Annotated in this window: 21 protein-coding genes; 18 read left to right on the top strand and 3 right to left on the bottom strand. The window is 42.2% G+C overall.

Annotated features, from left to right (window positions below):
• The first annotated feature begins 33 nt into the window (after positions 1 to 33).
• The 4 genes from gatC to RBATCC27255_RS03800 are packed head-to-tail and all read left to right on the top strand — an operon-like array spanning position 34 to position 3,640.
• Positions 34 to 312, top strand: coding sequence for an Asp-tRNA(Asn)/Glu-tRNA(Gln) amidotransferase subunit GatC (gene gatC / locus RBATCC27255_RS03815; RefSeq protein WP_015522682.1), 279 nt, complete (start codon positions 34 to 36; stop codon positions 310 to 312).
• A 12-nt stretch (positions 313 to 324) separates the two neighbouring features.
• A complete protein-coding gene (gene gatA / locus RBATCC27255_RS03810; protein ID WP_101028813.1) occupies positions 325 to 1,779 on the top strand; it encodes an Asp-tRNA(Asn)/Glu-tRNA(Gln) amidotransferase subunit GatA in 1,455 nt (484 codons plus the stop codon).
• Positions 1,776 to 3,188: an Asp-tRNA(Asn)/Glu-tRNA(Gln) amidotransferase subunit GatB gene (gene gatB / locus RBATCC27255_RS03805; protein WP_046431881.1), complete on the top strand. Its 1,413-nt coding sequence runs from the start codon at positions 1,776 to 1,778 to the stop codon at positions 3,186 to 3,188. Before gatA ends, gatB begins: the two co-directional genes overlap by 4 nt.
• A gap of 29 nt (positions 3,189 to 3,217) precedes the next feature.
• Positions 3,218 to 3,640 carry a hypothetical protein gene (locus RBATCC27255_RS03800; protein WP_101028812.1) on the top strand — a complete coding sequence of 141 codons (423 nt, stop codon included), beginning with the start codon at positions 3,218 to 3,220 and terminating at the stop codon, positions 3,638 to 3,640.
• Positions 3,641 to 3,986: 346 nt separating this feature from the next.
• On the opposite strand, the gene RBATCC27255_RS03795 is transcribed toward RBATCC27255_RS03800, so the two are convergent.
• A complete protein-coding gene (locus tag RBATCC27255_RS03795; RefSeq protein WP_101028811.1) occupies positions 3,987 to 5,360 on the bottom strand; it encodes a TrpB-like pyridoxal phosphate-dependent enzyme in 1,374 nt (457 codons plus the stop codon).
• Between the two features lie 282 nt (positions 5,361 to 5,642).
• Here RBATCC27255_RS03795 and RBATCC27255_RS03790 point away from each other — a divergent pair, with 282 nt between their 5' ends.
• The 8 genes from RBATCC27255_RS03790 to RBATCC27255_RS03755 all read left to right on the top strand — a co-directional run bounded on the left by RBATCC27255_RS03790 (position 5,643) and on the right by RBATCC27255_RS03755 (position 14,315).
• Complete coding sequence (locus tag RBATCC27255_RS03790; RefSeq protein ID WP_101028810.1) at positions 5,643 to 6,560, top strand: substrate-binding domain-containing protein; 918 nt, start codon at positions 5,643 to 5,645, stop codon at positions 6,558 to 6,560.
• The gene (gene pstC / locus RBATCC27255_RS03785; protein ID WP_101028809.1) at positions 6,557 to 7,426 is read left to right on the top strand and encodes a phosphate ABC transporter permease subunit PstC; all 870 of its coding nucleotides are present in this window, start codon (positions 6,557 to 6,559) and stop codon (positions 7,424 to 7,426) included. The genes RBATCC27255_RS03790 and pstC overlap by 4 nt, the downstream gene beginning before the upstream one ends.
• 82 nt (positions 7,427 to 7,508) lie before the next feature.
• Positions 7,509 to 8,345, top strand: coding sequence for a phosphate ABC transporter permease PstA (pstA, locus tag RBATCC27255_RS03780; protein WP_101028832.1), 837 nt, complete (start codon positions 7,509 to 7,511; stop codon positions 8,343 to 8,345).
• Positions 8,346 to 8,368: 23 nt separating this feature from the next.
• Positions 8,369 to 9,118, top strand: coding sequence for a phosphate ABC transporter ATP-binding protein PstB (gene pstB / locus RBATCC27255_RS03775; protein ID WP_015522687.1), 750 nt, complete (start codon positions 8,369 to 8,371; stop codon positions 9,116 to 9,118).
• Complete coding sequence (gene phoU / locus RBATCC27255_RS03770) at positions 9,118 to 9,765, top strand: phosphate signaling complex protein PhoU (protein ID WP_101028808.1); 648 nt, start codon at positions 9,118 to 9,120, stop codon at positions 9,763 to 9,765. Before pstB ends, phoU begins: the two co-directional genes overlap by 1 nt.
• 174 nt (positions 9,766 to 9,939) lie before the next feature.
• Entirely contained in the window at positions 9,940 to 10,611 is a 672-nt protein-coding gene (locus RBATCC27255_RS03765) for a response regulator transcription factor (protein WP_101028807.1), read from the top strand.
• Between the two features lies 1 nt (position 10,612).
• Positions 10,613 to 12,268, top strand: coding sequence for a sensor histidine kinase (locus RBATCC27255_RS03760; RefSeq protein ID WP_169923242.1), 1,656 nt, complete (start codon positions 10,613 to 10,615; stop codon positions 12,266 to 12,268).
• 250 nt (positions 12,269 to 12,518) lie between these two features.
• The gene (locus RBATCC27255_RS03755) at positions 12,519 to 14,315 is read left to right on the top strand and encodes a Na/Pi cotransporter family protein (RefSeq protein ID WP_101028805.1); all 1,797 of its coding nucleotides are present in this window, start codon (positions 12,519 to 12,521) and stop codon (positions 14,313 to 14,315) included.
• Positions 14,316 to 14,430: 115 nt separating this feature from the next.
• Here RBATCC27255_RS03755 and trhA read toward each other — a convergent pair whose 3' ends face one another.
• Positions 14,431 to 15,078, bottom strand: a complete 648-nt coding sequence (gene trhA, locus RBATCC27255_RS03750; protein WP_101028804.1) for a PAQR family membrane homeostasis protein TrhA — start codon at positions 15,076 to 15,078, stop codon at positions 14,431 to 14,433.
• A gap of 243 nt (positions 15,079 to 15,321) precedes the next feature.
• Between trhA and RBATCC27255_RS03745 the strand changes: the two genes are divergently transcribed.
• The 4 genes from RBATCC27255_RS03745 to hcp all read left to right on the top strand — a co-directional run bounded on the left by RBATCC27255_RS03745 (position 15,322) and on the right by hcp (position 20,115).
• On the top strand, positions 15,322 to 16,035 hold the full coding sequence (locus RBATCC27255_RS03745; RefSeq protein ID WP_101028803.1) for an ABC transporter ATP-binding protein: 714 nt from the start codon (positions 15,322 to 15,324) through the stop codon (positions 16,033 to 16,035).
• Entirely contained in the window at positions 16,028 to 17,632 is a 1,605-nt protein-coding gene (locus RBATCC27255_RS03740; protein WP_101028802.1) for a hypothetical protein, read from the top strand. The genes RBATCC27255_RS03745 and RBATCC27255_RS03740 overlap by 8 nt, the downstream gene beginning before the upstream one ends.
• A 165-nt stretch (positions 17,633 to 17,797) precedes the next feature.
• Positions 17,798 to 18,370, top strand: coding sequence for a hypothetical protein (locus RBATCC27255_RS03735; protein WP_101028801.1), 573 nt, complete (start codon positions 17,798 to 17,800; stop codon positions 18,368 to 18,370).
• Positions 18,371 to 18,441: 71 nt separating this feature from the next.
• Positions 18,442 to 20,115: a hydroxylamine reductase gene (gene hcp, locus RBATCC27255_RS03730; protein ID WP_101028800.1), complete on the top strand. Its 1,674-nt coding sequence runs from the start codon at positions 18,442 to 18,444 to the stop codon at positions 20,113 to 20,115.
• A gap of 151 nt (positions 20,116 to 20,266) precedes the next feature.
• On the opposite strand, the gene RBATCC27255_RS03725 is transcribed toward hcp, so the two are convergent.
• The gene (locus RBATCC27255_RS03725) at positions 20,267 to 21,415 is read right to left on the bottom strand and encodes a lysylphosphatidylglycerol synthase transmembrane domain-containing protein (protein WP_169923241.1); all 1,149 of its coding nucleotides are present in this window, start codon (positions 21,413 to 21,415) and stop codon (positions 20,267 to 20,269) included.
• Positions 21,416 to 21,720: 305 nt separating this feature from the next.
• On the opposite strand from RBATCC27255_RS03725, the gene RBATCC27255_RS03720 reads away from it, so the two are divergent.
• Together RBATCC27255_RS03720 and RBATCC27255_RS03715 are read left to right on the top strand one after the other, a co-directional pair.
• On the top strand, positions 21,721 to 22,245 hold the full coding sequence (locus RBATCC27255_RS03720; RefSeq protein ID WP_101028831.1) for a BUD32 family EKC/KEOPS complex subunit: 525 nt from the start codon (positions 21,721 to 21,723) through the stop codon (positions 22,243 to 22,245).
• A 12-nt stretch (positions 22,246 to 22,257) separates the two neighbouring features.
• Positions 22,258 to 22,716 carry a hypothetical protein gene (locus RBATCC27255_RS03715; RefSeq protein ID WP_101028798.1) on the top strand — a complete coding sequence of 153 codons (459 nt, stop codon included), beginning with the start codon at positions 22,258 to 22,260 and terminating at the stop codon, positions 22,714 to 22,716.
• Positions 22,717 to 22,767 lie beyond the last annotated feature (51 nt).

Genomic DNA, 22,767 nt, shown 5'->3' with positions numbered 1-22,767 from the left:
CTTGCCCTATTTTCTTTAAAAAGGACGGTTTTTATGGTAACAAGAGAAGATGTTGAAAACATTGCGTTGCTTTCAAAGCTTTTTGTTCCCGAAGAGGAGCTTGACGGCCTTACAAAGTCAATGCAGGAAATCATAGATTTTGCCGACACAATCAATAACGCTCCGACAGACGGCGAGGAGTTTGACGATATTAACAATCTGTCAAATGTTTTTCGTGAGGATGAGGTTGTTGAGTCCTACGATACAAAGGAGATCCTTTCAAATGCTCCCGAGCAGGCAGAGGATCACTTCCTTGTAAGAAACAGAGAGTAAGGCGGTGTAAAAATGGGTTCTATTGAAAAAATTCATGAAATGCTTGTGTCAAAAGAGTGTTCATGTACCGAGCTTACAAAAAGCTATCTTGACGAAATTGAAAAAACTAACGGCGAGCTTAACGCATATGTTAATGTAACAGGCGAGGAGGCTCTGAAAACTGCCGAGGCTGTTGACAGAAAAATTGCCTCCGGCGAGGAAATCGGTATGCTCGAGGGTGTTCCGATGACGCTCAAGGACAATATTTCAACAAAGGGAATTGAAACAACCTGTTGTTCAAAAATTCTCACAGGCTATAAGCCAATTTATAACGCAACCGTTTGGGAAACTCTTGCAGGCGAAAACGCAGTTATGCTCGGCAAGACGAATATGGACGAGTTCGCAATGGGCTCTTCATGCGAAACATCATACTTTGGCGGTGCAATGAATCCGTTTGATTCAAACTATGTTTCAGGCGGTTCATCAGGCGGTGTTGCAAGTGCGGTAGGCGCAAACATTGCCGCTTACGGCCTTGGCTCTGATACAGGCGGATCAATCCGTCAGCCGGCATCATTCTGCGGTATTGTAGGTCTTAAACCTACTTACGGTGCGGTTTCCCGTTACGGACTTATCGCATATGCAAGTTCACTTGACCAGATTGGACCGATTACAAAGTCTGTTGAGGACGCTGCAATTGTTTTTGATGCAATTTCAAAGAGAGATGAAAAAGATTCAACCTCAAAGGGCTTTGCCGGCGACACTTATTCAAAACTCAACAATGACATCAAGGGCATGAAAATCGGTATTGCAAAGGAATATCTTGAGGGTGTCCGTGACGATGTAAAAGAGGCTGTCTTAAAGGCTGCCGATATCTACAAGTCAATGGGCGCAGAGATTGTTTACTTTGACCTTCCCGAACTCAAATTTGCCCTTCCTGTTTACTATATCATCGCCTGTGCCGAGGCATCTTCAAACCTCGGCAGATATGACGGTATCCGTTTCGGTTACAAAACCGAGCATTACAACGGCACTCACGATATGGTTTGCCGTACCCGTTCTGAGGGATTCGGCGAAGAGGTTAAACGCAGAATCCTGCTCGGTACTTATGTTCTTTCCGCAGGTTACTATGACGCTTATTACAAAAAGGCTCAGAATCTTCGCGGCACTATCGTCAAGGCATTCAACAACGCATTTGAAAAGTGCGATGTAATCCTTGCTCCGACAGTTCCTATGACAGCATTTGAAAAGGGACACGCTGTAAGCGATCCGATTGAAACCTATCTTACGGATATCTGCACTGTACCTGTCAATATTGCAGGTCTGCCGGGTGTTTCGGTTCCGTGCGGATTCAACGCAAAGGGTATGCCGATTGGTATGCAGCTTATCGGCAAGAGCTTTGGCGAGGCTGAAATTCTTAATGCGGCATACAAATATCAGCAGGCTGCTGCTGAAAACTTTAAGGATACAAAGTGGGGTGTTAAGCTGTGAGTTACGAATTAGTTGCGGGTTTTGAAACCCATATTGAGCTTGCCACAAAGACAAAAATCTTCTGTGGCTGTACTACAAAATTCGGCGGTGCGCCAAACAGCCATTGCTGTCCCGTGTGTATCGGTCTGCCGGGAACGCTTCCAAAGCTTAACCGTGAGGTAGTTCGCTATGCAATCCGTGCAGGTCTTGCAGTTCACGGTGAAATCGCAGAGATTTCAAAAATGGACAGAAAGAACTACTGCTATCCCGACCTTTCAAAGGCTTATCAGATCAGCCAGCTTTATGCTCCGCTCATTATAGGCGGTTATGTTGAGCTTTCAAACGGCAGAAAAATCCGTTTGCACCACATTCACATCGAAGAGGATGCAGGAAAGCTCATTCATCAGCACGGCGACACATATGTTGACTATAACCGTGGCGGTGTTCCTCTTATCGAAATCGTTTCAGAGCCTGACATTCGTTCAATTGACGAGGCGAGAGAGTATGTTGAAAAGCTTCAGCAGGTTATGCGTTACATCGGAATTTCCGACTGTAAGATGCAGGAAGGCTCAATGCGTTGCGATGTAAACATTTCGGTTCGTCCAAAGGGCAGCGAAAAGCTTGGTACAAGAACCGAAATTAAAAATATGAACTCAATCAACAACATAGCAAAGGCTATGGAGTATGAGTTTGAAAGACAGGTTGACCTTATTGAAAACGGCGGAAGTGTTGTTCAGGAAACCCTCCGTTATGATGACGCAACCAACACAACATCTTCAATGAGAAGTAAAGAGGACGCTCACGATTACCGTTATTTCCGTGATCCCGACCTTGTTACTATTCATGTTCCGAAAGATGTTGTTGAAGAAATCAAGGCTGCAATGCCTGAGCTTCCTGCCGACAAGTGCAGAAGATATATTGATGAACTTGCAATTCCCGAAAAGGATGCACAGCTTCTTACAAAGTACCGCAAAATCAGCGAGTATTTTGACAAGGCTTGCGAGGGCGTTAAGTCACCAAAGACAGTTTCAAACTTCATTATCGGTCAGATTTTCCGCAGAACAGAAACCGAGGCAGACAAGGAAATCTTTGATGTTGCGGTTACTCCCGAACAGCTTAACGAGCTTGTAAAACTTCTTGACAGCGGTAAAATCCGCAACAACCTTGCAAAGGCAACGCTTGAAAAAATGCTTGACAGCGGCAAGGGTGCTCTTGAATTTATCAGCGAAAGCGATATGGGCGGTCTTGACGAAAACGCACTCAACGATTTGTGCAAGCAGGCTGTTGAGAGCAATCCAAAGGCTGTTGAGGACTATAAGAACGGCAAGGAAAAGGCGATTAAGTCGCTTGTCGGAAATGTTATGAAGAACAGCAGAGGTAAGGCTGATCCTGCTCTTGCAGAGTCAAAAATTAAGGAACTTATCGGCTGATAACTTAAACCTTCACGGGGGTGTGCCTTATGAAAGAAAAAATCAAAGTAACGGCAGTTGTAATGTTTCTCGGAGTTATATTTTCGGGAATTTTGGTTGCATACAAGCTGGTTAATACGATTATCCCGTCATTTGACGGCGGATCGGCATCGGTATTCGACTATCTGCTAATCGTGACTGTTACCGTTTCAATGGTGCTGAAGCTCGCAGTAGGTTCAATGGGACTGAGAGCCGTTTCAAAAAAGACATCACCGCCGGATATGCAAAAATTGTTGAAAACTTCGGGCAAACTCGCAGTAGTGCTTGTGCTTATCGGAGTGCTTAACATCATATTTAATGTTGTCAACGGACAGGTTGTTTTTGTGATTGAAGTGTTCGACATAGCAACCGATATTCTCCTCGGTTTTGTGTATATACTTGCCTCCGCAAGCGTTCGTGCCGGCAGAGAATAAGTTCGGATTTTAGATTACCAAATAAAAAAATTAACGGTTGGATTTACGAAAAAAGTAATCCAACCGTTTTTTGTTTTTGTAATTTTTCTTTTAGAACCGTATGGGCGGACGATATCCGCCCGCAAGTAATGACAGAAAATTTATGATGAAAATAAACTGTATAAATGAGATACAGTTACCGAAATAATACAGTTGAAAAGAGGTCAGCATTGCTGACCTCTTTCTTATGTAATTCTAAAAATGCACTCGCATTCTGAAAAGTTATGTGCGTGCCGAGTAATGCTCGGGCATAATAAGTTTTAGAAAAATGAAACTGTCTACACGAACCGGGTGCGAGACACTCGCATTAGTCAACCTTTGGCAAACCGTCAAAGCCCTGCTGAAGGTCGGCGTCTGTCGGAATGTAGTCACTCATTTCGCCGTCATTATACTTCTGATAAGCAACCATATCAAAGTAGCCTGTACCTGTAAGACCGAAGAGAATTGTCTTTTCTTCGCCTGTTTCCTTGCACTTGAGAGCCTCGTCAATTGCAACTCTTATTGCGTGACTGCTTTCAGGAGCAGGGAGAATACCCTCAACTCTTGCAAACTGCTCTGCTGCTGCAAATACGCTTGTCTGCTCAACTGCTCTTGCCTCCATAAGACCGTCATGGTAAAGCTGAGAAAGTGTTGAACTCATACCGTGGAAACGAAGTCCGCCTGCGTGGTTGGCTGACGGAATAAATCCGCTGCCGAGTGTGTACATCTTTGCGAGAGGACAAATCATACCTGTGTCGCAGAAGTCATATGCAAACTTACCTCTTGTAAGGCTTGGGCATGATGCCGGCTCAACAGCGATAAACTTGTAGTCATTTTCGCCACGGAGCTTTTCACCCATAAACGGAGAGATAAGACCGCCGAGGTTTGAACCGCCGCCTGCACAGCCGATGATAATGTCAGGCTTTACATTGTATTTGTCAAGCGCCGCCTTTGCCTCAAGACCGATAACGGACTGATGAAGAAGTACCTGATTAAGCACACTTCCGAGTACATAACGGTAGCCGTCTGTATGAGTTGCAACCTCAACAGCCTCAGAAATAGCACAGCCAAGGCTTCCTGTTGTACCGGGGTGAGCCTTAAGAATCTTTCTGCCGACTTCCGTTGTTGTTGACGGTGACGGAGTAACGCTTGCACCGTAGGTTCTCATAACCTCTCTTCTGAAAGGCTTTTGCTCGTATGAAACCTTTACCATAAATACCTTGCAGTCAAGGCCGAAATATGAACAAGCCATTGAAAGGGCAGTACCCCACTGACCTGCGCCTGTTTCGGTTGTAACACCTTTAAGTCCCTGCTTTTTAGCGTAATAAGCCTGAGCAATTGCGCTGTTGAGCTTGTGGCTTCCGCTTGTGTTGTTGCCCTCGAATTTGTAGTAAATCTTTGCGGGAGTGTCAAGAGCCTTTTCAAGAAAATATGCTCTTATAAGCGGGGATGGACGGTACATTTTATAGAAGTTCTGAATTTCTTCCGGAATGTCAATGTATGCGTCTGTATCGTCAAGCTCCTGGTCAATAAGCTCATCACAGAACACGGGAGCAAGGTCTGCGTGTGTCATAGGCTTGAGTGTTGCAGGATTTAAAAGCGGTGCAGGCTTGTTCTTCATATCTGCACGAACATTGTACCATTTTGTCGGGATTTCGCTTTCGTCAAGGTATATTTTGTATGGGATTTTGTTTTCAGCCACTAAAATGACCTCCTTGAAATAATATTTCTCTGTAAACAGAATGTAATCTCACTTTGAAAATTTGCAGGAATTATTTTACATCCTGCACACTTCTGTAATATTGTACCACAAAAAAAAGGCTTTGTCACGCAAATTTGTAAAAATTTATTTCAGCATACAAAACCTATATTTTTATTTACACTCTTTTTACAATTGACAAACAGCGTATTTTACAAAACAGTCATAGACTGATGTTGTACGAAAGAGGTACACAAATGATATGAATTTAAGGAGAAAATTCAAATGAAATCTATGATTAAAAAAATTACGACAACAGCATTATTCGGTGTTCTTGCAGTTTCTGCATTTGCAGGCTGCGGCGGTGCAAGCTCTTCATCAAACGGTTCATCCGACGCAGGTTCGGATGCCGCAAAGTTTGACGCATCAAAAACAATCTCTGTTGTAACAAGAGAAGAAGGCTCAGGCACAAGAGACGCATTCACAGAGCTTACAGGCGTTCTTGTTAAGGACGGCGACAACAAGACAGACAACACAACAACTTCGGCTGTAACAATCAACAGTACAGAGGCTGTTATCACAAATGTAAAGGATAACGAGGCGGCAATCGGTTACATTTCACTCGGTTCACTCAACGATACGGTAAAGGCTCTTAAAATCGGCGGTGTTGAGGCAACAGCCGATAATGTAAAGTCAGGCGACTATGCAGTAAGCCGTCCGTTCAACATTGCTTACAAGGGCGAGCTCAGCGATGTTGCTCAGGATTTTGTTGATTACATAATGAGCTCAGACGGTCAGAAGATTGTTTCGGACAACGGTTATGTAACAGTTTCGGAAAATGCCGCATACAGCGGTAAGAAGCCGTCAGGCAAAATCAGCGTAGCAGGTTCTTCTTCGGTATCACCTGTAATGGAAAAGCTTGCCGAGGCTTATCAGAAGGTAAACACAAACGCTAAGGTTGAAATCCAGACATCCGACTCATCGGCAGGTATGCAGTCGGCTATGGGCGGTACATGTGATATCGGTATGGCGTCTCGTGACCTTAAAGATGAGGAAAAGAGCGCACTCAAGGTTGAAACAATTGCAAAAGACGGTATCGCAGTAATCGTAAACAATGCAAACACATGTGATGACCTCACACTGGATCAGGTAAAATCAATTTACACAGGTGAAACAACTGTTTGGAGTGACATAATTAAATGAGATTAAACAGATTTCGTGAAAAGGCAATGCAGGGAGTTTTCTTCCTCACAGCTGTAACAAGTATAGCGGCGGTTGTCATAATCTGTATATTCTTATTCTGTAACGGTGTTCCTGCAATGGCAGAAATAGGCTTCTTTGATTTCGTAGGCGGACAGAAATGGGCGCCTACGAATGTGCCTGCATCATATGGAATTTTTGATATGATTATCGCAAGCATATATGTTACTGCGGGAGCAATCATAATCGGTGTTCCGATAGGAATTCTCACAGCAGTATTTCTTGCAAGGTTTTGCCCTGCACCGCTTTACAAGGTGCTTAAACCGGCAACAGAGCTTTTGGCAGGCATCCCGTCAATTGTTTACGGCTTCTTCGGACTTATAGTAGTTGTACCGTTCATCCGTGATAACTTCGGCGGTGACGGTTCAAGCTGGCTTGCGGCGTCAATCGTACTCGGAGTTATGATTCTTCCGACAATCATCGGTGTGTCGGAGTCGGCAATCAGAGCAGTTCCCGAAAGCTACTACGAAGGTGCTCTGGCACTTGGAGCAACAAAGGAAAGAAGTGTGTTCAAGACAATTCTTCCGGCATCAAAATCAGGCGTTCTTGCAGGAGTTGTTCTCGGCATAGGCAGAGCGTTGGGCGAAACAATGGCAGTTGTACTCATTGCAGGCAATAAGGTTCAGATTCCGCACAGTGTTACGGACGGACTTCGTACCCTGACCGCAAACATTGTTCTTGAAATGGGTTATTCAACAGGCTTGCACCGTCAGGCACTTATTGCAACGGGTGTTGTTCTGTTCGTATTTGTTCTGCTCATCACACTTTCAATGCAGGCTATAAAGAGTAGGAGTGAAAAGCGTGGCTAACAGCGATAACATAAAAAACGATGCCGCTTTGGTTGATGTGTCACAGATTAAGGCAATCAACAAAGTATCGTTTAAACAGAGAATGAAAGCCTACAAAAGAAAGCCCCTTTCACTTGTACTGCTCATTCTTGTAGGTCTTGCGGCGGCACTTTCTGCGGCGGCTCTCATATTTATCATTGCCTATGTTCTTGTGCGAGGTGTTCCGAATCTTACACCAGAGCTGTTCTCACTTGAGTACAACAGCGACAATGTATCGTGTATGCCGTCAATTATCAACACAATTGTTCTTACGCTTGTAACCCTTATAATTTCCGTACCGTTCGGTGTGGGAGCGGCAATCTATCTTGCAGAGTATGCAAAGCGTGGCAACAAGCTTGTTAAGGTAATCAGAACAATGGCAGAAACCCTTGCCGGTATTCCGTCAATTGTTTACGGTCTTTTCGGTATGCTTTTCTTTGTGTATGCCCTTAACTGGGGTTATTCACTTCTTGCCGGTGCATTTACGCTTGCAATTATGGTGCTTCCCACAATTATGCGTACAACCGAGGAGGCACTTCTCACAGTTCCCGATTCATACCGTGAGGGCAGTTACGGACTCGGTTCGGGCAAGCTCAGAACAATTATGAGAATTATTCTTCCGAGTGCGATGCCCGGTATTCTTGCCGGAATCATTCTTGCTGTCGGCAGAATAGTTGGCGAAACAGCCGCACTTATTTATACTTACGGTTCGGCAACAGGCTATGCGGCAGGCCCTCTCAATTCGGGACGGTCACTTGCTGTTCATATGTATGTACTTACCAATGAAGGACTTCATACAGATCAGGCATGGGGTACCGCAGTTGTACTTCTTGTACTTGTTTTTGCAATCAATACACTCTCGGCATTTGTTGCAAAGAAACTTGGAAACAACAAGAAGTAACAGGAAAGGATAATTATTTTACAATGGATAAATTTACCATAGAAAACATGAATCTTTACTACGGAAAATTTCATGCGTTAAAGGATGTAAATATCCGTATGAAGAAAAACAGAATCACAGCCTTCATCGGTCCGTCAGGCTGCGGTAAGTCAACTCTTTTAAAGTCGCTCAACCGAATGAACGACCTTGTTGAGGGTTGTAAGATAACAGGCGACATTCGCCTTGACAACGAGGATATTTACGGAGATATGGATGTAAATATTCTCCGCAAAAGGGTTGGTATGGTGTTCCAGAAAGCCAATCCGTTCCCGATGAGCATCTACGATAACATCGCTTTCGGTCCTCGCACACACGGAATCAAAAGCAAGAAAGAACTTGACCGGATTGTTGAAGAATCCTTGCGTGACGCCGCAATCTGGGATGAGCTTAAAGACAGGCTCAAAAAGAGCGCTCTCGGTCTTTCGGGCGGTCAGCAACAAAGACTTTGTATTGCAAGAGCACTTGCCGTAAAACCCGAAGTTCTGCTTATGGACGAGGCAACCTCTGCGCTTGACCCTATTTCAACGGGTAAAATTGAGGAGCTTTGCCTTAAACTGAAAAATGATTATACAATCGTTATGGTAACACATAATATGCAGCAGGCTTTGCGTATTTCAGATGAAACAGCGTTCTTTTTACTCGGTGAAATGGTTGAATGTAATTCAACCGACGCAATTTTCTCAAATCCGCAGGATAAGCGTACCGAAGAATACATTACGGGAAGGTTTGGCTAATGAGAGAATATTTTGATAAAGAGCTTACACAGCTTAACGACAGCCTTATTGAAATGGGCGGTCTTGTTGAACAGGCAATCAAAAATACAATGAAGATGATTGTTGACGGCGAAGATTTGCTTGATATCGCAAGAGAACACGAAAATCGTATTAACGAGGCGGAAAAATCCATCCAAAGCAGATGTCTGCACCTTCTTCTTCATCAGGCACCGGTTGCACACGACCTCAGATATGTTTCCGCCGCACTCAAAATGATTACCGACCTTGAGAGAATCGGCGATCAGGCAGTTGATATTGCGGAAGTGTCTGTTTACATCAAGGACAAAAAGCAGGTGTTCAATCTTACTCACATTTTGGAAATGGCAGACAATGCCTCAAAAATGGTAACGGAGGCTATTGACGCTTTTGTTAAGAGCGATATTGAGGTTGCCAAAAAGGTAGCCCGTCAGGATGATATCGTTGACGAACTTTTTAACCGTTCAAAGAATGAAACGGTTGAACTCATTCATAAGAATAAGGAACTCGGCTCAGAGGCTCTCGATATCGTTATGATTGCAAAGTATCTTGAAAGAATTGCAGACCATGCGGTTAATGTTGCAGAGTGGGTTGCTTTTTCAATTACAGGCAGCTGCGATTTGTCCGACTGATATATTTTGCTTAACAAACGGGAGCATAGCTGTATGCTCCTGATTTTTGTTTTATTAAACTTTACATTTTTGCAAAAAAAGTCTATAATTATGGCGGATGTTCCGATTTTAATTTAAGTGCAGGCGCCCCTTTGCGGTGCATTTAAATACACATTTGTTGAGGGAGAGTATTAGATGTTAATTTACATTGTTGAAGATGATACCGATATCAGAGAGCTTGAATCTTATGCTATGAAAAGCAGCGGATATGAGGTTCAGAGCTTTGGTGAAAGCAAAAGCTTTTTTAAGGCTTGTACAGCCGAAATTCCTCAGCTTGTAATTCTTGATGTTATGTTACCCGATTTTGACGGACTTTCCGTGCTTGAAAAAATGCGTAAGGACGCTGTGACAAAAAATGTTCCCGTTATCCTTGTTACCGCTAAGGGAAGTGAAATGGACAAGGTCAAAGGCCTTGACATGGGTGCCGATGACTATATTACAAAACCTTTTTCAGTCCTTGAGCTTATTTCAAGAGTCCGTGCAATCCTCCGCAGATGTTCTGTTGATGACAGACAGGATGTAATAAAGCTCGGTCAGATTGTTTTTGACGATTCCAAGCACATTGTAACAAGCTGCGGTGAGGAATGTAACCTCACCTTCAAAGAATACGAACTTTTAAAGTATCTTCTCAAAAATAAAGGTATGGCGCTTACCCGTGAAAATATCATTCTCAATGTGTGGGGATATGATTTTGAGGGCGAGAGCAGAACGGTTGATATGCACATTACAACCCTCAGGCAAAAACTCGGCAGCTGCGGAAACCTTATCAAAACCGTGAGAAATGTCGGATATAAGGCGGGGGAATAAAGTGAAACTGAGTAAAAAGCTTTTAAAAAACTTTTCGGTTATCGCTGTGGTGTCCATTCTTCTGACGGCTGTTTTTTCAACAGCCGCTTTCTGGTTTGTGTTCTCCGATGAACAGGAGGCAGAGGTTCGGCAATATACCGATAAAATCATCGGCGTTTATAATTCCGACAGCGAAATCGACCTTTCAAAATATTACGGGATAGGCGATTTTCGTGTTACTCTCATAAAAAGTGACGGTTCGGTCGTATCCGACAGTGTTGACACAGATGTTAGTTCTATGCCGAATCACAGCGACCGCCCCGAATTTGAACAGGCAATCAAGGACGGCAACGGTTCAAGCCACAGAATGTCGGAAACTTTGAACAAAATAACATACTACTATGCAGAAAAAACCGCAGACGGTTCTGTAATCCGTGTTGCAAAGACAATTGACAGCATTTACGGAATTTTTCTTTTTGTTATTCCGTCAATTCTTATAATTATGATAGGTGTATTTGTCGTATGCACAGTTCTGGCAAAGCGCTCCACGAAGAAAATCATTGAACCGATTAAGGAAATGGCGGACAACGGCAACGGCTCGCCGTATGATGAGCTTTTGCCGCTCGCACAGAAAATTGCAAGCCAGCAAAGACAAATCAAGCGTCAGATGCGCAGACTGCAGTTTGAAAAGGATAAAATTTCAACGCTTATCGAAAATATGGCGGAGGGCTTTATTCTTATTGATGTTGACAAAAAGGTGCTTATGAGCAATTATTCGGCGTCAAAGCTTCTCGGTGCCGATGATGACGGTGTTACCGACAAAACTTTGATTGCGTTTTCACGCAACGAAGTTCTTAACGATTGCGTTGACAAGGCTCTTTCGGGCGAGAGTAAAAACGGCGACACAACCGTAAAAGGAAGAGCATTGCAGATTATCACCAATCCTGTTTATTCAAACGGCGAAAAAAACGGTGCAATCTGTCTTATTATTGATGTTTCAGCTAAGAAAAAGGCTGAAAAAATGCGCCGTGAATTTACGGCAAATGTAACGCATGAGCTGAAAACTCCGTTGACTTCAATTTCGGGCTATGCGGAAATCATTGCAAGCGGTCTTGTAAAGCCCGATGATATCCCGAATTTTGCAAATAAAATTCACAAGGAATCGGGCAGACTTCTCTCCCTTATAAGCGATATTATGGAGCTTTCACAGCTTGATGAAAAATTCAGTGATGAAGAATTTGCCCCTGTTGACCTTGCAGGGGTTGCGGTCGAGGTTGCTGAGGATCTCCGTTCAAATGCCGAAAAGCACGGAATTACAATTACTGTTGATACAAAAACTGCCGTCATAAACGGCAACCGTAATCAGATTTACGAACTTATCTACAATCTTTGTGACAATGCAATCCGTTACAACCGTGAAAACGGTTCGGTAAAAATCATAACGGGCGATGATAATGAACATCCGTTTGTTAAAGTTGCCGACACGGGAATCGGTATCCCCGAAAAGCACCACAAGCGTGTGTTTGAACGCTTTTACCGTGTTGACAAGAGCCGTTCAAAGGAAACAGGCGGCACGGGTCTTGGACTTGCAATTGTTAAGCACATTACAGAAAGACACGGCGGAGAGATTTCTCTTGAAAGCAGTGAACAGGGAACAACATTTACCGCAAGGTTCTGATGTGAAGTCTGTTTACATTATTTTACAAACAAAACAAATTTTAAGCGATACTGCGCACACTGTGTTGTGCAGTGTCGTTTTTTTATTGTCCACGCAATGTGCTTTTACGAATCTCACATAAAAAATACTCCGTTTTGACAAATTTCAAAGATATTCGCCAAGCTTTCAGACTTTACAAATTCTTTACAATTCATTGACAATCCTATGACTTTAGTTTAATATTATTGATGATAAAGGAGAGTATGTATTTATGGATTTGTTTATGGTTTTACAACTGCTCTGCGGTCTGGCGCTCTTTTTGTTCGGTATGAATTCAATGGGCGACGGTCTTGAGAGTCTTTCCGGCGGTAAGCTTGAAAAAACTCTGGAAAAAATGACTAACAGCACCATGAAAGGATTCATTCTCGGTGCGGCGGTTACTGCGGTGATTCAGTCCTCTTCGGCAACAACCGTTATGGTTGTCGGCTTTGTAAACTCTGGAATTATGAAGCTCCGCCAGGCAATCGGTATTATTATGGGTGCCAATGTCGGCACAACAATCACTTCTTGGATTCTCAGCCTTTCGGGCATCGAGGGCGATAGTTTGGTTATGCAGCTTTTAAAGCCGTCGTCTTTCTCTGCCGTGTTTGCCTTTGTAGGAATTATTCTTCTTATGTTCTGCAATTCGGAAAAGAAGAAGCATCTCGGCACAATTTTCCTCGGATTCGGTATTCTTATGGTTGGTATGGATCAGATGAGTGCGGCTGTTGAACCGCTTTCGAATGATCCGACATTCACAGGCTTCCTCACACTCTTTAACAACCCTGTATTCGGTATTCTTGCCGGTGCATTGCTGACGGCAATTATACAAAGCTCAAGCGCCTCTGTCGGTATTTTGCAGGCATTGTCCAAAACAGGCGCAATCAGCTATTCAATGGCAATCCCGATTGTTATGGGACAGAATATAGGCACTTGCGTAACCGCACTTATTTCCTGTATCGGTGCAAAGAAAAACGCAAAGCGTGCCGCATTTGTACATCTTTACTTCAATATTATCGGCACACTCGTAATTTGTGCATTGTTCTACGGTTCTAACCTCTTTATCAACTATGGTTTCCTTAATGATATCGTAGGTCCCGAGAACATTGCGGTTATCCACACAGCATTCAATTTGCTTGCAACTGCAATTCTTCTTCCGTTCAACAAGTATCTTGAAAAGCTTGCCTGCCTTACAATCAAGGACAAGGACGAGGATTCGGATGTTCCGTTCCTTGATGAGCGTTTTCTCAACACTCCCTCTGTTGCAACAGAGCGTGCAAAGTCACTTGCTGAAAAAATGGCTCGTCTTTCTGAGGGTACGCTCCTCGGCGCACTTGAACTTGTTGACCATTATGACGAAAAGGTTGCGGCAACAATTCATGAAAACGAAGATATGATTGATTCCTACGAGGATGTTATTTCAACATATCTTGTAAAGCTCAGTTCCAAACAGCCTTCGGCTGACGACAACAAAACTATTCAGCTCATTCTTCACACAATCGGTGATTTTGAGCGTATCAGCGATCATGCGGTAAGCATTGTAAAGGTTGCTCAGGAAATTCACGAAAAGAACATTTCGTTCTCAAAAGAGGCGAAAGCAGGTCTTGCCGTTATGGTTGACGCACTTCGTGAAATTATCAACAACGCTACTGTTGCTTTTGTTGATAATGACCTTGCACTTGCCTCAAAGGTTGAACCGCTTGAGCAGGTTATCGACCGCCTGCGTGACAAGCTTAAAGATGCCCATGTTAAGCGTCTTACTAACGGTACCTGTACAATCGAACTCGGTTTTGTATTCTCTGACCTTATCACAAATATTGAGAGAGTTTCCGACCATTGCTCAAACATTGCAATCGGTGTTATTGAAATCAATCGCAACGGCTACGACGCACACGAATATCTTCACGAACTCAAAAATTCCGATGATATTCAGTACAACGCAGATTACAAGGCTTACAAGCAGAAGTACACACTTCCAAAGGAAGCTCTGTCTGTAAGAGAGGTTTCCGTAGGCGTTCCCGTAAACTAAACAAATCTTTTATAAAATTTAGGGCTGTCGTAAAACAAAAGGTTTTACGACAGCCCATTTTTTTGCGTGTGAAAGATTTACCTGCGGATTTTTATGCGGTCAGCTTTCGCTTCCGTTAAATACGGAAAAATCCGAGAAGAATTGCAAAGTAATGGAACACACTTCCCGCAACCGTGAATAAGTGCCATATCGAGTGAAAATATTTTACCCTTTTAATTGCGTAAAATATAATTCCCACCGTGTAGAATATTCCGCCGATGATGAGGAAGATTCCCGAAATTGACGGCATATGCTCCATAAGCGGTTTTATTGCAAAGATTATTACCCAACCCATTCCGATGTAGCAGAATATTGACGGAATCCTTGCTTTTTCAAGGTTGATTGAGTTCATAACTATTCCGAAAATTGCCGATGCCCACACAATTCCGAACAGAATCCAACCGGTCACACCGTTGAGGTAGTAAAGAGTAATCGGTGTGTATGTTCCTGCAATCAGCAGAAAAATTGTGTTGTGATCCATTATCCGAAAAAACGCTTTCACCTTTTCATTTGTGAAAGAATGATACAGAGTTGACATTGTGTAGAGTATGATGAGTGATGCACCGTAGATGCACGAACTCACAACACCCCACGCATTTGTGTGGATTGCCGCCGTAACGATAAGCACAACCGTTCCCGCAATCGACAGACCTGCACCGATTCCGTGTGACACAGAGTTGAAAATTTCTTCCCCGAGTGTATATTTTCTTTTGAACTTTGCCAAGATGAACCTCCAAAAAATAATCTGTAATAATATTATAAATCATTCCTGCATATATTCAAGATGATTCGTAATGCAAAATATTCCAACGGACTTTATATTTCGTCAAAAATGGTTTCTGTTATCCAAAATTCGCAGATTTATTGGTTTGTAATTCAAACTTGTTGGATTTTTATAATATATTGACACAATAATATTTCGTGTAGTATAATTTGCTTAATTTATTTGGCTATAGGAGGAGCGCTCATGCTCAGAATAGAACATTTAACTAAAAAATACGGTGACAAAAAGGCTGTTGACGATTTATCACTTCATATTCAAAAAGGCGAGATTTACGGCTTTATCGGACACAACGGTGCAGGAAAGACAACAACAATCAAATCCTGCTGTGGAATTCTCAACTTTGACGAGGGCGAAATCTATGTTGACGGTGTGTCGGTAAAAGAAAAACCTCTCGAATGTAAGCGCAAAATTGCTTACATTCCCGACAATCCCGATTTGTATGAGTTTATGACAGGTATTAAGTACCTCAATTTTATTGCCGATATTTTCGGAATCAGCCAGGCTGACCGTCAGGCAAGAATCAGTAAATATGCTGAAATGTTTGAAATTAAAAATGCACTTGCTCAGACAATTGACGGCTATTCTCACGGTATGAAACAAAAACTTGCAATTGTTTCCGCACTCATACATAACCCAAAGCTTATCATTATGGATGAACCTTTTGTAGGTCTTGACCCAAAATCATCCCACCTTCTCAAAGCTTTGATGAGAGAGATGTGCGATAAAGGCGGTGCGATTTTCTTCTCAACCCATGTGCTTGAAGTTGCCGAAAAGCTTTGCGACAAGGTTGCTATCATCAAAAGCGGCAAACTTATCAAGTCGGGTACAATGGATGAGGTCAAGGGCGATGATTCGCTTGAAGATGTATTCCTTGAACTGGAGGAGAAAGATGCTTAAAACCTTAATTAAACTCCAATTTCAAAAGGCACTTGCACGGTACACCGCAAATTCGTCAAACAAGAAAAAGAACGGCAAAAAAAGTTCGTTTAACTCACCGGCTGTTTATCTTGCTCTTCTCGCTTTTGTCGGTGTTGTATTTGCATTTATGTTCTACAATATATTCAGAATGATGGCATCTATGCTTGCAACATCGGGATTCAGTTGGTTGTATTTTCTCTATGTTATGGGTGCGTCGTTTGTAATCAGCACAATAGGCTGTATTTTCCTTTCGCTCTCACAGCTTTATGAGGCAAAGGATAATGAACTTTTGCTTTCAATGCCTATTCCGCCTCGCAGTATTCTCTTTTGCAGAATGTTGCCACTGTATGCACAAAATCTTCTCTTTTGTGCACTTGTACAGGTCCCTGCTTTTGCGGCCTATGCAACAAATGCGTCTGTTTCGGCTTCGCTTGTAGTAAGTCAGATTGTGATTCTGCTTTTAGTTCCGCTTTTAAGCCTGAGCGTTTCGTGCATTCTCGGCTGGCTGATTGCATTTGTAACATCAAGGACAAGACATAAAAATGTTGTGACAATCGTATTTTCACTTGTTTTCTTTGCACTGTATTTTTACCTTTATTATCAGGCAGAGGACCTTGTAAAAGCACTCGCTGCAAATTCAATTGGTATCGGTGCAAATATAATGGACAGTGCATATCCGCTTTATCTCACAGGACTTGGCGCATCGGGCGACTTGTTGCCGCTTTTTGGTGTTGCTGTCGTAATTATTGCATTCTTTGCAGTTGTTTATGCGGTGCTTTCTCACAGCTTCATAAAGCTTGCAACAGCGAAAAAGGGTGCGAAGAAAGCCGTGTATAAAGAGAAAACTTTGAAAGTAAGCTCTGCATCAAAGGCGCTTTTACGCAAAGAAAGAATGATGTTCACAGGCAACGCAACCTATATGCTTAACAGCGGACTCAGTGCGTTAATTATGGTAGGCGGAACAATTTATGCGGTGTTCCAGTTCAATATGGTGAATACACTTCCGAGTGAATTTACCGACATTATTTCAGTATATCTTCCGCTGATAATTTCATTCGTTATTGCAGTTGGACCGATTTCTGCGGCATCAATTTCAATGGAGGCAAAGAACCTCTGGCTTATGCAGTCGCTTCCTGTATCATCGTTGCAGGTGCTTACACAAAAGCTGAAACTGCACTTTATTGTAAACGGTGTTGTTTCACTTGTACCCTCGGTTGTTCTCTCAATAATGCTCGGAATGAAACCGGTTAATATTATTATCACAATTCTTATTCCGATAATTTTCTCGTTGTTCTCGGGACTTCTCGGACTTATGTTTGACCTGAAAAAGCCAAAGCTTGACTGGAATACAACCGCTGAGGCAGTAAAACAGAGTGCAAGCGTTATGCTTTCATTGTTGATTTCAGTCCTTGCCGTGTGTGTGCCTGTTATTGCGTATTCGGTTCTTCTCAGCTTTGAAATCAAAATTTTGACAGAAATTTTCCTCGCCTGCACAGCATTTTATTTTATCCTCATCAGCCTTCCAATCTGGTATTGGATTAAGAATAAAGGTACAAAGGTTTTCGCAAATCTTTAAAATAAAAATCTAATACATTTTTTTAGAACAGCCTTTTGGCTGTTCTTTTTTTACACAGTTATGTTCTAAAAAATAACAATTATTGATTATTTGCACAAAAAGCTCTTTACAAATAAAACAAATTGTACTATTATTAAATAAAATAATTGTATGAGGTGACAATAGATGAGAAAATTTAGAACATTAGCTGTTGCGGTAACACTGGGATTGCTCCTTACATTTTCGGGATGTTCCCAAGCATCAGAGTCAAGCAATACTGTTGATGACATTGTTTCGTCTGTTTTTGAAGACGAAACAACTGCCGAAGTGACTACGGAAGAGCCGACAACCGAAGAACCTACAACGGAAGAGCTGACCACCGAGAAACCGACTGAAAAGCCTACAGAAAAACCTACTCAGAAACCCACTAAAAAACCTGTAAAAAAGGTTGTAGAAAAGCATGAGGATAAGTCGTCACAGGCTGAAACAACGCTCGAATTTACAAATGTTACATCAAGCGTAGGTGCAGGTTCGTTTGCGAGCGTTAGTATTCACGGCGCTCCAAACACAACATATTCAATCACAGTTGTGTATAACAGCGGAATATCAACGGCAAGCGGACTTGAAGATGTTACTTCCGACAGCAATGGCAACGCATCGTGGTCTTGGAAAGTCGGCACAAGAACAAAATCGGGAACTTATCCGATAACCGTTTCAGGCGGCGGTCAGAGTGAGAGCACTTCATTCAGTGTTTATTAAAAATCCAAATTAAGAATAAACCTCCGAAAATTTGCAGATAATATTTGCAGAATGTTTCGGAGGTAATTTTTATGAGTAATAATATGGACTTGGGTTATGAGATGTTTTGCTATCAGTGTGAGCAGACTGCGAACGGAAAGGGTTGCACACGGCTCGGTGTTTGCGGAAAAACTCCCGAAATTGCAAATCTTCAGGATTTACTTATCTTTCAGCTGAAGGGCATAAGCTGTTACGGCAAGGTGCTTATTGAAAAAGGTCAGCACATTGACAAGGACATTGTTCGCTTTGTGGAAAACAGCCTTTTTACAACGCTGACGAATGTAAACTTTGATGCCGATGTGCATGTGTCGCTTTTGCGTGAATCTCAGCAAATCAAGGAAAAACTTCGTGAAGTTGTGGGCGAAATCAAAAATCATACTCTGCACGCAACCTACAATCTTCCCGAAACAAAGTCGGAAATGCTCAAAGACGCACCGCTTGCGGGAATTATGTACGAAAAGTCGCTTGACCCCGACATCCGCTCTTTAAGACAGACAATTGTTTACGGCCTCAAAGGCATAAGTGCCTACGGTCATCAGGCTCGTGAACTCGGCTATTTCAGCGATCAGGTTGACGATTTTTACATCACTGCACTTGAGGCGACAACGGATGATTCGCTCACGGTTGAGGAGCTTATCAGAATGACGATGAGAACGGGTGAAAATGCTCTTGAAGTTATGAAAAAACTTGATGAAGCAAACACTGAAACCTACGGCAATCCGTCACCGCACAAGGTTGATGTTCACATCAAAAAAGGTCCGTTTATTATTGTGTCGGGTCACGATTTAAAAGACCTTGAAATGCTCCTTGAACAGTCAAAGGGCAAGGGCATAAATGTTTATACTCACGGCGAAATGCTGCCGTGTCATGGCTATGACGGTTTAAAAAAATATCCGCATCTTATCGGCAATTTCGGCGGTGCATGGCAAGATCAGCAAAAGCAGTTTGACAATATCCCCGGTTGTATTCTTATGACGACAAACTGCCTTATGCGGCCGAGAGATTCGTACAAAGACAGAATTTACAGTACAAATGTTGTCGGCTGGGAGGGCGTTAAGCACATCGGCAAAAAGGAAAACGGCGACAAAGATTTCAGCGAAATTATTCAGCAGGCAATTGAACTCGGAGGTTTTAAGGAAGATGTTGAACCGCACGAAATTCTTGTGGGATTCGGTCATCACGCTACGCTTTCATATGCCGATAAAATTGTCGAGGCCGTCAAAAGCGGAAAAGTCAGACACTTTTTCCTTATCGGCGGTTGTGACGGTGCAAGACCGGGCAGAAATTACTACACTGAATTTGCCGAAAATGTGCCGAAAGACTGCATAATTATGACGCTTGCCTGCGGAAAATACCGCTTTAACAAGCTCGAATTCGGTGACATCGATGGCTTGCCGAGATTACTCGACATCGGTCAGTGCAACGATGTTTACTCCGCAATCTGCATTGCCGTAGCACTTGCCGATGCGTTTGATACAGATGTAAACGGCTTGCCGTTGTCGCTGATTGTTTCGTGGTATGAGCAAAAGGCGGTTGCCGATTTGCTGGCACTTTTAAGCCTCGGAATAAAGAATATCTACCTCGGACCGACACTCCCTGCATTTTTAAGCCCGAATGTGTTGCAGTATTTGTCAGAAACATTCGGCTTGCGTCCAATCAGCAACGCAGAAGATGACCTGAAAACCTGCCTTAAACAGAATGTTTGATGATATACTGTAGCGGCGAACACGGTTCGCCGCTACAAATTGTTCCCAACAATTGACCGTAAAAAATGGCTAATGGTTTGTCATACAGCAAAAAACGGAGCAGACGAAATGCAGTCTGCTCCGTTTTTTGAAAGAGATATTTATGAAAATACTACTGAGTTACTTTTTCTTCCGTTTTTTTATTTTCCATTTCCGATTCAAGTTCTTCTTCAATTTGTTTTATTTCATCGTCACGCCGTTTGCCCTTTGTAAAGTAGGAGAACGGGGCAGAAATCAGGATTGCTCCGTAGTATGTAATGAATCTCCACATAAGGATTGCCGGCTTGATTTTGCTTATTGCACCGATTTTGAAGAATGAACCGAAGTACATTGTGAATGCAAGCTCCGCACCGCCCGATGCACCGGGGAGCGGGATAAGGTTTGCCGTGAACAGCACGAATGACTGAATGCAGATTGAATCATAGAACGAAAGTGTCGGCTGACCTGCCGCTCTTGCAATCGGAGCCATTCCAAATGAAATATAGATGAGATACGGGATTGAAAGAATTAAAAGCACCTGTATAAATACAAGCACATAAATCACAACAAGCCGTTTTACGCTTGAAAAAAGCTGTTTGTTTGTGTCGTGAAACATATCAACTTCTTTGTGAAGTCTTTCAACCTTCTTTTCTGGATTTTTAATGAACTTGAACTTTTTCATAATCTTATAAATAAGATTGATGAGCTTGTTTGTAACCTTACGGCTGAACGAAACAAGCAGGAACAAAGCCGTCATTGCAAGCTGAACGGTAAATCCGAAAATAATGAAAAGTGTTGACCAGATGTTTGTAAAAGCATCACTGAAATAGTTGAACCTTGTGATAACAGCAATAACGCTGACAGCGGTCATTACTATCTGATACACAATGAACTTTTGCGTCATACAAGCCGAACCGAAACCTACGCTTATGTTCTTTTTTGACATAAGGTAAAGCTGCATAGGCTGTCCGCCTGTACTTGACGGTGTAATCGCACTGAAGAATACTCCGACAAATGCGACCTTCAAAGCCTCAATAAAACTGAAATCCTTATATTTTGACCGCACATATATCAGCGTGACAACAGCGTCAACAAGGATGTTCAAATCATAAATCAGCAAAGCCGCAAGGACAATCAGCATATTGCAGCCGTCAGGCTTTTTGAGCAAGTCGATCAGACCGTCCTCCGAAACAAAGAAGTAGATGATCAGATAAATCGAGATTGCCACAACAGCGAGATTAAATATCAGCTTTCCGCTGATTCTGAATTTTTTCTTTTCCAAATAAATCTTCTCCTGTGTGTTAAAAGTTGTTATTCAATTGTAGCGGGCATCAAATGTCACATCTGTGGCATTTGCGCAGAATTATATATCCTAATCATACTTTTTTTTAATAAGAAAATCAACAACAAATTTGTAATAAATTGCCGCATGGGAAAATAAATTTATAAATCCACGCTTTTTTATTTTATCGAATGTACTTATTTTAGCATTTGTTCATTACACATAAAGAATTTAAAACTTGCACCCAAACTTTAGCTGTGATAAAATAATACGGTAATATGTGCGGAGGTGTTCTTGTGGATACTATGAGTGTGAACGGAAAAGCTTTTGCCGTCATTAAGCTTCTCGGAAAAGGCAAGGGCGGTTATTCCTACCTTGTGTCAGACGGAGAACACAATTATGTTTTAAAGCAGATTCACCACGAGCCGTGTTCATACTATACCTTCGACGACAAAATTCAAAGTGAGCTTAACGATTACGAACGGCTGAAAAATGCCGGGCTCAGACTGCCGAAGCTTATTGACTGCGATGTAGAAAACGAGAGGATTCTTAAAGATTACGTTGACGGCAAAACCGCATATGAGCTTGTTTTGCAGAATGAGATGAAACCCGAATATATTGAGCAGATTCGTGAAATGTGCAGATTGTTGAATCCAAAAGGAATTAACATAGATTATTTCCCGACAAATTTCATTTTAAACAACGGACTTTTGTGGTACATCGACTACGAATGTAACGATTATATGGAAGAGTGGAATTTTGAAAACTGGGGAATAAAGTATTGGAGCAAAACGAAAGAATTTTGTGAATACCACGAAAACAATAAATAACGGAGTGAACTTATGGACTTTTTCAGTACAAATCTTTTTAACTGGTACGGACTTGCTTTTGCAATTGCTTTGCTTGTACCCGACATCGTCTATATAAAAAGCAACAGAATAGACAGAACAATTTTTGATAACAGGGCTATGCTTTACATAGAAAGAATCGGAAAGTATTGCAGTATTTTTCTTATGGGAATTAACATCGGCGTGCTTGAGGGCGGTTTTACAAAGCCGATTATGGAAACCTTTTGGATAATCTCAACCTGTGCTCTGACGGTCGTTGCACTTATTTTGTGGTTTTTATGCTTTAACAGATTTTCAAAATTATGGGCATATCTTCTTACAGCCGTAACTGCAGTAATTTTTATGATGAGCGGACTTTTGCAGGTTAAAACGCTTTTGCTCACGGCAGGCGTGGTGTACCTTATCGGACAGCTTTATGTTACAAACAAGTATGTAAAATCAAAAATGCAATAATTGTGTAAAATATTGTAAAAAGATATTGCAATATTGTTTGTTTGGTACTAT

It is taken from the genome of Ruminococcus bromii (genome assembly GCF_002834225.1).
Classification (GTDB): domain Bacteria; phylum Bacillota; class Clostridia; order Oscillospirales; family Acutalibacteraceae; genus Ruminococcoides; species Ruminococcoides bromii.
This window is presented reverse-complemented; position numbering and strand designations above follow the sequence as displayed.